Raw genomic sequence first — 9,832 nt, forward strand, 5'->3', positions numbered from 1 at the left:
CGTGAGTGGCGGAGCGGAAGGCCCCCCTGTCCCAGAGACCTGGGAACCCGTCGCCGTCGTCGGGGTCTCGTGCAGACTGCCCGGAGCGGAGAGCCCCGACGTCTTCTGGCGCCTGCTCTCCGAAGGGCGTGAAGCCGTGGTGCCGCCGCCGGAGCGGTTGGGCGGTGCCCCCGCCGAACGCGGCCCCGGCTGGGGCGGCTACCTGGACGACGTGGCCGGTTTTGACGCCGACTTCTTCGGAATCTCCCCGCGCGAGGCACTGGCGATGGACCCCCACCAGCGGCTGATGCTCGAACTGAGCTGGGAGGCGGTCGAGAACGCGCGGACCGCTCCGAGCTCCCTACGCGGTGCTCGGGTGGGGGTGTTCACCGGCACCATCGGATCCGACCACGCCCTCCTCCACGATCGTGGTGGCCCCGACGCCATCACCCGGCACAGTCTCACCGGCACCCACCGGAGCATGATCGCCAACCGGGTCTCGCACGCCCTCGGGTTGCGCGGCCCCAGCCTGACCGTGGACGCCGGGCAGGCCTCCTCCCTGGTCGGGGTGCAGATGGCCGTGGAGAGCCTGCGCCGGGGAGAGTCCGAGATGGCGCTCGCCGGTGGCATCAGCCTCATCCTCGTCCCCGAGAGCACCGAGGCCGTCGCGCGGTTCGGTGGGCTCTCACCGGACGCGCGTTGCCACACTTTCGACGCCCGGGCCAACGGTTACGTGCGCGGCGAAGGCGGAGCCGTGGTGGTGCTCAAGCCGCTCAAACGCGCCCTGGCCGACGGGGACCGGGTCCTCGCGGTGATCCACGGCGGTGCGGTCAACCACTCAGGTACGGGCGAGTTCCTGACCCGGCCCGTTCCGGAGGGGCAGGAGGCGGTCATCAGGGCCGCTCACGAGAACGCGGGCCAGCGTCCGGACCGGATCGGCTACGTGGAACTGCACGGCACCGGCACACCGGTGGGCGATCCGGTGGAGGCCCGGGCACTTGGCTCGGTGTTCGCACAGGGCCGCACCGAACCGCTCAGGGTGGGTTCGGTCAAGACCAACATCGGCCACCTGGAGGGCGCCGCGGGCATCGTCGGTCTGGTCAAGACGGTGCTCAGCCTGGACCACCAGACCCTCCCTCCCTCCCTCAACTTCGCCGAACCCCACCCGGACATCGACCTGGACTCCTGGGGACTCGCCGTACAGACCCGCCGTGAACCGTGGCCGAGCCACACCCCGTTCGCCGGGGTGTCCGCATTCGCGATGGGCGGCACCAACTGCCATCTGGTTCTTGGCCCGGCGCCGCTGACCGAACAGGCTTCGGCCGAGCACGGCGCGTCCACCGGCGGCACCCGGGTGCTCGACCCGGTCCCGTGGGTGCTGTCGGCCCGTTCGGAGGCGGCGCTGCGCGCCCAGGCGTCGACCCTGCACGCCCACATGTCCTCGCGGAAGGGCACCAGGGCCCAGGACGTGGGGCTGTCCCTGGCCACCACACGGGACCTCTTCGACCACCGCGCGGTGGTCTTCGCCTCGGGCGGGGACGACATGCGGGAGTTGGAGTCGGTCCGCTTCGACGGACAGGGCGGTGAACCCGACACCGGCGGCCCCGGGCCGGTCCTGGTCTTCCCGGGCCAGGGCGGCCAGTGGGCGGGTATGGGCCGTGACCTGTTGGCGGGCGAAGGCGTGCTGGCCAAGGCGTTCGCGCAACGGATCTGGGCCTGCGAACGGGCACTGGAGCCGCATGTCGACTGGTCGCTGACGGCTGTGCTGCGCGGCGATCCGCAGGCACCACCCCTGCTGGGCGAGGGGGCGCGGGTGGACGTCGTCCAGCCGGTGCTGTGGGCGGTCATGGTGTCGCTGGCACGGGCGTGGTCGGTGCTGGGGGTGCGCCCTTCGGCGGTGGTGGGCCACTCCCAGGGCGAGTTGGCCGCCGCCTGCGTGGCCGGTGCGCTGACTCTGGAGGAGACGGCGCGAATCGTCGCACTGCGCAGTCGGGCACTGACGGCGCTGACGGGTAGCGGGGCCATGGCCTCGCTGGGGATCTCTCCGGAGGAAGCCGAGGAGCTGGCCGAGGCGATCCCGGACCTGTACGTGGCGGCGGTCAACGGACCGCGGGCCGTGGTGGTTTCCGGCGGCCCGAGCTCGGTGGAAGAGGCGGTGCGCAGGTGCGTGGACCAGGGGCTGCACGGGTCCCTGGTGGACGTGGACTACGCCTCCCACTCGGCGCACGTGGACCGTGTACGCGACCGGCTCGCCTCCTATCTGGGGCGGGTGCGCTGGCGCAGGCCGCGCATCCCCTTCTTCTCCACGCAGACCGGCGCCGAGCTGGGCCAGGACGGCCCGGACCTGGACGCCGAGTACTGGTACACGGGTCTGCGCAACCCGGTGCTGTTCGCCCCGGCGGTCCGGGCGCTGGCGGCCTCCGGGCGGCACACCTTCATCGAGGTCGGCCCGCACCCGGTGCTGTCCTTCGGTATCCGGCGAACACTGGCCGAAGAGGGGGTCCCCGGGCGTGTGTTGGAGACCCTGCGGCGCGGCGAGGGCGACCAGGCGCGCCTGCTCACCGCGGCGGCCAGGGCGTTCACCGCCGGGGTGGACGTCGACTGGGCGTCCTTGTTCGAGGGCACCGGCGCGCGCTGCACGGACCTGCCCACCTACCGGTTCCAGCGGGAGCGGTTCTGGCCGGACGAGCCGAGGGTGCGTCCATCGCCCGCACCCAGGGCCCACCCGGAGCCCCTGCCGGACCGGGGTGTTGAGTTGGTCGACGGCCGTACCGTGTTCAGCGGACGAATCGACGACACCCGCCAGCCGTGGGTACTGGACCACCGGATGCTGGGTCGCACGGTGCTGCCCGGGGCCGCGCTGGTGGGGATGGCGCTGCATGCGGGGGCCCGGGTCGGCGCGGGTGCCGTCGCCGAGTTGGCCCTCGGGGAGCCGCTGGTGCTGCCGGGTGGGGGCCGGGCCACCGAGGTCCAGGTGACCGTGGGCCGAGCCGACGGGCAGGGTGTCCGTGAGGTGAGTGTGCACGCGCGCGGGCCGGGGTCCGGGACGTGGACCGAACACGCCTCGGGGACCCTGGCACCCGACGAGGCGCACGACGCTCCGGTTCCGGAACCCGGGTCCGCGCCCGCCCCGGACACCGTGGGGCGGACCGGCGCCGCGGACTGGCCGCCCCCCGAAGCGGTGGCGGTGGGCTTCGACCCGGAGGAGGCCTACGCGCGCCTGGTTCGGCGCGGATACACACACGGCCCGCTCTTCCGCGGCATGCGTCAGGTGTGGCTGATGGGCGACACCCTGCTGGCCAGGGTCGCGCTGCCGGAGCGCCATGAACTGACTCCGACCGGGGTGCACCCCGCTCTCCTCGACTCGGCTCTGCACGCCGCTCTGCTGTTCGGCGCGTGCTCCGAGGGGCCGCCTCTGGTCCCCGCCGTCTGGAACGGGGTCCGGGTGCGCGGGGGCGCCGTACCCGCCGAGCTGTTGGTGAGTCTGGAGCCCCTGGGGGCTGACCGTTACCGGATCACCGCTCTGGACCGGTCCGGTACACCCGTGCTGGAGGTCGACGAACTGTCCCTGCGCCCGGTGGAGGGGCGGACGCTACCGCCCGCGCCGGGGGAGGAGCCCGAGCTCTACCGGCTGCGCTGGGACCCCGTCCCCGCACCGGAGGCCGAGGAGGACGTGCCCTCGGAGCTGCCCTCCGTGGACACGCTGGACACCGATGTCCCGGTCCCGGACGTGGTCTACGCCGAACTCCCCGCCCCCGCGGTCTACGCGGACCACGACTCCGTGCCCGCTGCGGTGCGCGAAGGGCTGGACTCGGCGGTGGCGACCGTGCGCGGTTGGTTGAACGACGAGCGCTTCGCCCACGCCCGCCTGGCCATGGTGACCTGGCGTTCGGTGGCGACCAGTCCGGACGACCGGCTCAGCGGTCTGGCCGCCGCCCCCGTGTGGGGGCTGCTGCGCTCGGTTCAGCGCGAGTACCCGGGGCGCCTGGTACTCGTGGACTCCGACGGTTCCGAGAGCTCCCACCGGGCCCTGCCCGGCGCGGTCCGCTCGGGCGAGCCCCAGTTGGCGCTGCGGTCCGGCAACGTCCTGGTGCCGCGGTTGGTTCCGGCGGCCGACGACCAGCGGCCGGTGCCGCCCGCCGCCGTCTGGCGGCTGGGTACCAAGGAACCCGGGTCCCTGCACGACCTGGTCCTGCGGGAGGCCTCCGACGCCGCCGCCCCACTCGGCCCTGGGCAGGTGCGGATCGCTGTGCGTGCCGCCGGGGTGGACCACCGGGACAGGACGGTCAGCCGTGACCTGGCCGCCGGACGTTCCGGGAACGGAACGCCCGACAGCGGGACGCTGGGCGGTGGCACGGCCCCGATCGGGTCCCCCGACACCGGTATGGGGATCGAAGGCGCCGGGGTGGTCCTGGAGACCGGGCCGGACTCCGTCTTCGACGTCGGTGACCGGGTCACCGGGGTGTTCCCCGGGGCGTTGGGGCCGATCGCCGTCGCCGACGGGCGCGGTCTGGTGCCGATCCCCGAGGGGTGGGGTTTCACGGAGGCGGCCGCGATCCCCGTGGCCCATCTGATCGCCTACCACGCTCTGGTCGACGTGGCCGGGGTACGCCCGGGGGAGAGCGTCCTGGTGCACTCCGCCGCCGGAGGTGTGGGACTGGCCGCCGTGCAGCTCGCCCGGCACATGGGCGCGCGGGTGTTCGGCACGGCGGACCCGCACGAAACGGCGGTTCTGGAGGAGTTCGGCCTGGCGGAGGAGCACGTCGCCTCCTCCCGAACGCTGGACTTCGAGGACGCCCTGCGTGTGGCCAACGACGGCCGGGGCATGGACGTGGTGTTGAACTCGCTCACGGGCAAGTTCGTTGACGCCTCTCTGCGGTTGTTGCGCGCGCCGTCCGACGGCGCCGGACCGGGAGGACGGTTCGTGGAGCTGGGCGGCGCCGACGTGCGCTCGGAGGCCGAGGTGGCTGCCTCGTACCCGGGGCGCAACTATGCGGTTCTCGACCTGCTCAACGTTGACCTGGACCGGATCGGGCAGATGCTCGGTCGGATCATGGAGCTGTTCGAATCCGGCTCGGTCCGGTCGCTTCCGGTGAACGAACACGACATCCGGGACTCCCAGGAGGCGTTCGGGGAGCTGCGCCGGGGCGGGAGCGTCGGCAAGACCGTGCTGACCCTTCCCGAGCCCTTTCCCCAGGGTGCGACGGTTCTGGTCATCGGCGGTACCGACGCGCTCGGCCACCGAGTGGCCAAACATCTGGTCAGTGGTTACGGCGTCCGCCACCTGACCCTGGTCGGACACCGGGGCGCCGACGGCCAGGACGGGCGCACCGGGGAACTGCGCGACCTCGGGGCCCGGGTGGAGGTGCACCGCTGCGACATCGCCGACCGGGCCGCGCTGCAACGTCTGATCCAGGGGCTGGACCGGCCGCTCGGCGCCGTCGTGCACGCCGTCGATGTGGTCGACGGCGCCGGGATCCTCGAGGCGGACCCGGTGCGGCTGGAGGAGGTCCTGCGGAGCAAGGTGGACGCAGCCTGGAACCTGCACGAGCTCACCGCTGAACTGCCGCTGGGCTCCTTCGTGCTCTTCACCTCCGCAGGCGGTGTCCTGGGTGACCCGGGGCGCGCGCACCACGCGGCCGCGAACGTGTTCTGCGACGCGCTCGCCCACCACCGGCGGGAGCGGGGCCTGCCCGCGATCGCGCTGGCGTGGGGGCTGTGGGGTGACCCCGACGACCTCGGCCCGGGCGAGGACCGCGACGCGGCCACCGCGGGCGGTGTCCTGCGACCGATGCCGCCGGACCGGGCCCTGACCAAACTGGACGCCGCGCTGTACCTGGAACGGGGCACCTTCGTCCCCGCGCTGCTCGAGACCGAAGGCCCCGAACTGCCGGTTCTGCGGGAGGTCGCCGAATACCGGACGCATCCGGCACCGGCGGCCCCGGAGGCGGTCGCGTCGACGACAGCACCGGAGGGGGCGGGCGCCGTGCACACCCCAGCAGGGCGCACCGCTCCGGCCGAACCGGCGCCGGGCGGAGCCCTCGCGGACGAACTGGCCGCCCTGCCCGGCCCCGAACGTGAGCGGCGGCTGCTCACCGAGGTGCGTACACACACCGCCGAGGTCCTGGGCCAAGGCGACGGCCGGGGAATCCCGGCCGACCGACCCTTCCGGGAACTGGGCCTGGACTCCCTGGGCGGCGTCGAACTGCGCAACCGTCTGACCGGGTCCCTGGGGGTGGGGCTGCCCGCGACCGCGGTGTTCGACCACCCCAGCCCGCGCTCCCTCGCCCGGTTCCTGGCGGAGCGGTTGACTTCCGCGGGCCCCGCCGCCCAGGCACCCGCCGTCCCCGAATCCACGGGGTCCGGGGACGACGGACACGGGGCCAGCGGTATCGACGACATGGACGTGGCCGGTCTCCTGAGGCTGGCTCTGGGTGCTGAGGGCCAGGATTCCGCGGCTGAGGAGGAGACGGTTGATGGTTGCCGGTAACGATCAGAACGCGCAGTTGGTCGAGGCCCTGCGGTCCGCGCTCAAGAAGAACGAGCAGCTCCGCCACCAGGTCGATCGGTCGGCCGAGCCCATCGCGATCGTGGGGATGGGCTGTCGGCTCCCCGGCGGCATCGACACCCCCCAGGACCTCTGGGACCTGTTGGACAAGGGCGCCGAGGTCATCGGTCCCCTGCCCGACGACCGCGGATGGGACGTCGACGCACTCCTCGGCCGGGGCGGAGGGGAGAGGCGGTCCGCGACGGACCAGGGGTCCTTCCTCGACGACGTCGCGGCCTTCGACCCCGCCTTCTTCGGTATCTCACCTCGCGAGGCCGAGGCGATGGACCCCCAGCAGCGCCTGTTCATGGAGGTGGCCTGGGAGACCTTCGAACGGGCCGGTATCCCGCCGACCTCGTTGGCGGGCTCGGACACCGGTGTCTACGCCGGTGCCATCCCCCAGGAGTACGGGCCGCTGCTTCCGGACGCCCCCGGAGACGGGTTCGCGATGGCCGGCAACACCACGAGCGTCCTCTCCGGGCGCCTTTCCTACACCCTGGGGCTCACCGGCCCCGCAATGACGGTGGACACCGCCTGCTCGGCCTCCCTGGTGGCCACGCACCTCGCTGTCCGTGCGCTGCGGACGGGTGAGTGCTCCCTGGCGCTGGCCGGCGGGACGACGGTCATGTCCGGCCCCGGGACCCTGACCGAGTTCACCCACCTGCGCGGCCTGGCGGCCGACGGCCGGTGCAAGGCGTTCGGCGCCGGCGCGGACGGTGCCGGTTTCTCCGAGGGCGTGGGCGCCGTACTGCTGGAACGCCTGTCCGACGCCCGCCGCAACGGGCACCCCGTGCTGGCGGTGATCCGCGGTACGGCGGTCAACCAGGACGGTGCCTCCAACGGCCTGACCGCACCCAACGGCCCGGCTCAGGAGCGGGTGATCCGCCAGGCGCTGGCCGATGCCCGGCTCACCCCGGCCGACGTGGACCTGGTGGAGGCGCACGGCACCGGCACCAGACTGGGCGACCCCATCGAGGCGCAGGCGCTCATGGCCGCCTACGGGCACGGACGCGCCCAGGACCAGCCGCTGTGGTTGGGCTCGCTCAAGTCCAACATCGGTCACACCCAGGCCGCGGCGGGGGTGGCCGGGCTCATCAAGCTCGTGCTGGCGATGAACCACGGGACGATGCCTCGGACCCTGCACGCCGACGAACCCACGGGCCACGTCGACTGGTCACCGGGCACCGTCCGGCTCCTGGACCGGCCGCGCCCCTGGCCGGACACGGAGCGCCCCCGCCGCGCCGGGATCTCCTCGTTCGGGATGAGCGGTACCAACGCGCACCTGGTCCTGGAACAGGCCCCCGAGGTGCCCCGGCTCCTCGACGCGGGCCGGGCACACGCCCCAGCCGGAGGCGGGGAGCGCTCCGAGTCCGTACCGGGAACCGGCCGCGTCGGCCGTCTCCTGCCCTGGGTGCTGTCCGCACGGAACGGGGCGGCCCTGGCAGACCAGGCCGCCCGTCTGCGCGAACGGGTCCAGACCCTGCCAGTGCCGGATCCGGTGGACCTCGGATGGTCGCTGGCGACCACACGCAGCGCCTTCGAACACCGCGCCGTGATCGTGGGGCGGGGGCACGCGGACCTCCTCCACGGGTTGGACGCGTTGGTCGCGGGTCGCCCCGACCCCGCGGTGCTCCTCGGCAGGGCGGCCGCCGACCGTAGGCCCGTCCTGGTCTTCCCGGGGCAGGGCGGCCAGTGGGCCGACATGGCCGTGGACCTGCTGGGGTCGTCGCCGCTCTTCGCCGAGCGGATCGCCGCCTGCGAGGAGGCGCTGTCACCACACGTCGAGTGGTCGTTGGGCGCTGTCCTGCGCCGTGAGCCCGATGCGGCCTCCCTGGACCGGGTGGACGTCGTCCAACCCGTGCTGTGGGCGGTCATGGTCGCCCTGGCCGACCTGTGGATCGCCCATGGCCTGCGCCCCGCGGCCGTGGTCGGACACTCCCAGGGGGAGGTCGCCGCGGCCTGTGTCGCGGGCGCGCTGTCCCTGGAGGACGGCGCGAAGGTGGTGGCGCTGCGCAGCCGGGCCGTGCTGGAACTGTCCGGAACCGGGGGGATGCTGTCGGTGGCCCGGCCCGAGGAGCTGGTCCTCGGGGACATCGGCGGCAAACCGCTCCACGTTGCGGTGGTCAACAGCCCCAACGCCACCGTCGTCGCCGGAGAGCCCGGGGCACTGGACCGTCTGGCCGAGGAGTACGAGGCGGCGGGTGTGCGATCCCGCAGGATCGCGGTCGACTACGCCTCGCACACGCCGCACGTCGAACGCCTGCGGGAGAAGTTGCTGACGTCGCTGTCCGGGGTCGCCTCCCGATCCTGCGCCCTACCCATGTACTCCACCCTCACCGGGGAGCCCGTGCGGGAAGGCGAACTCGACGCCCTCTACTGGTACCGCAACCTCGCCGAACCGGTCCGGTTCCGACACGTCACCGAATCCCTCCTGGACCGCGGACACGACCTGTTCGTCGAGGCCGGTCCGCATCCGGTCCTGAGCATCGCCCTTCAGGAGACCGCCGAGGCAGCCGGTGCGGGGGAGAGCGCGGTCCTGGGGACCCTGCGCCGGGACGAAGGGGGCATGAACCGCTTCCTCACCTCGCTGGCGGAGGCCCACGCCCACGGTGTGGCCCCCGACTGGTCCGAGGTCTTCGGCCCCCAGGCCCGCGCGGTGGACCTGCCCACCTACCCCTTCCAGCGTCAGCGCTACTGGCGTTCCCGCGCCGCGTCCCCTGTCGTGCCCGCCGTCGCGCCGACGTCCGTACCCGAACCGGAGGCCGCTCCGGCCGCGCTCTGGAAGCTGCCCGAAGGACTCACGGACACCGAACGCGAGGACGCCGTGCTCTCCCTGGTTCGGAGTGAGACCGCCGCGGAACTCGGCCACCCCGGGCCCGAGTCGGTGGAGCTGCGGCGCGGATTCCTCGACGCCGGGGGTACCTCGCTGGCCGCCGTCCGGCTACGCAACCGCCTCAACTCCCTCACGGGGCTCGCAATGCCCGTGACCGTCGTTCTGGACCACCCCACCCCCGTGGGCCTCGCCGAACACCTGCTGGAGCAGTTGTCCGCGGTTCCGGAGACCGCCCCCCTCCCGGCCCTCGAGGAGCTGGACCGGTTGGAGAGGGCACTCACCGTCACCGAGGTGGACGCCAGAACCCGGGACGAGGTCGGCGAGCGCCTGCGCGTGCTGCTGCGTCGCCTCGGCAACGCGTCCAGCTCCGGTGAGGGGGACCAGGGCCTGGACGGGGCGACCGACGACCAGTTGCTGGAACTGATCGACCAGGAGTTCGGGATCTCCTGACCGGAGCGGGAACGTACACGGAA

At 73.2% G+C, this 9,832-nt stretch carries 2 protein-coding genes; both read left to right on the plus strand.

Annotation, left to right across the window (positions count from 1 at the left end):
• Position 1: 1 nt before the first annotated feature.
• On the plus strand, positions 2-6,469 hold the full coding sequence (locus ACUKCB_RS00520; RefSeq protein WP_473038474.1) for a type I polyketide synthase: 6,468 nt from the start codon (positions 2-4) through the stop codon (positions 6,467-6,469).
• Complete coding sequence (locus ACUKCB_RS00525) at positions 6,456-9,809, plus strand: type I polyketide synthase (RefSeq protein WP_473038475.1); 3,354 nt, start codon at positions 6,456-6,458, stop codon at positions 9,807-9,809. Before ACUKCB_RS00520 ends, ACUKCB_RS00525 begins: the two co-directional genes overlap by 14 nt.
• The last annotated feature ends 23 nt before the right edge of the window (positions 9,810-9,832 follow it).

The organism is Nocardiopsis moroccensis (assembly GCF_055763695.1).

What these genes read in the sequence shown, in the direction of transcription:
- ACUKCB_RS00525 (WP_473038475.1), top strand. Translation starts at nt 6,456, where the DNA reads ATGGTTGCCGGTAACGATCAGAACGCGCAGTTGGTCGAGGCCCTGCGG.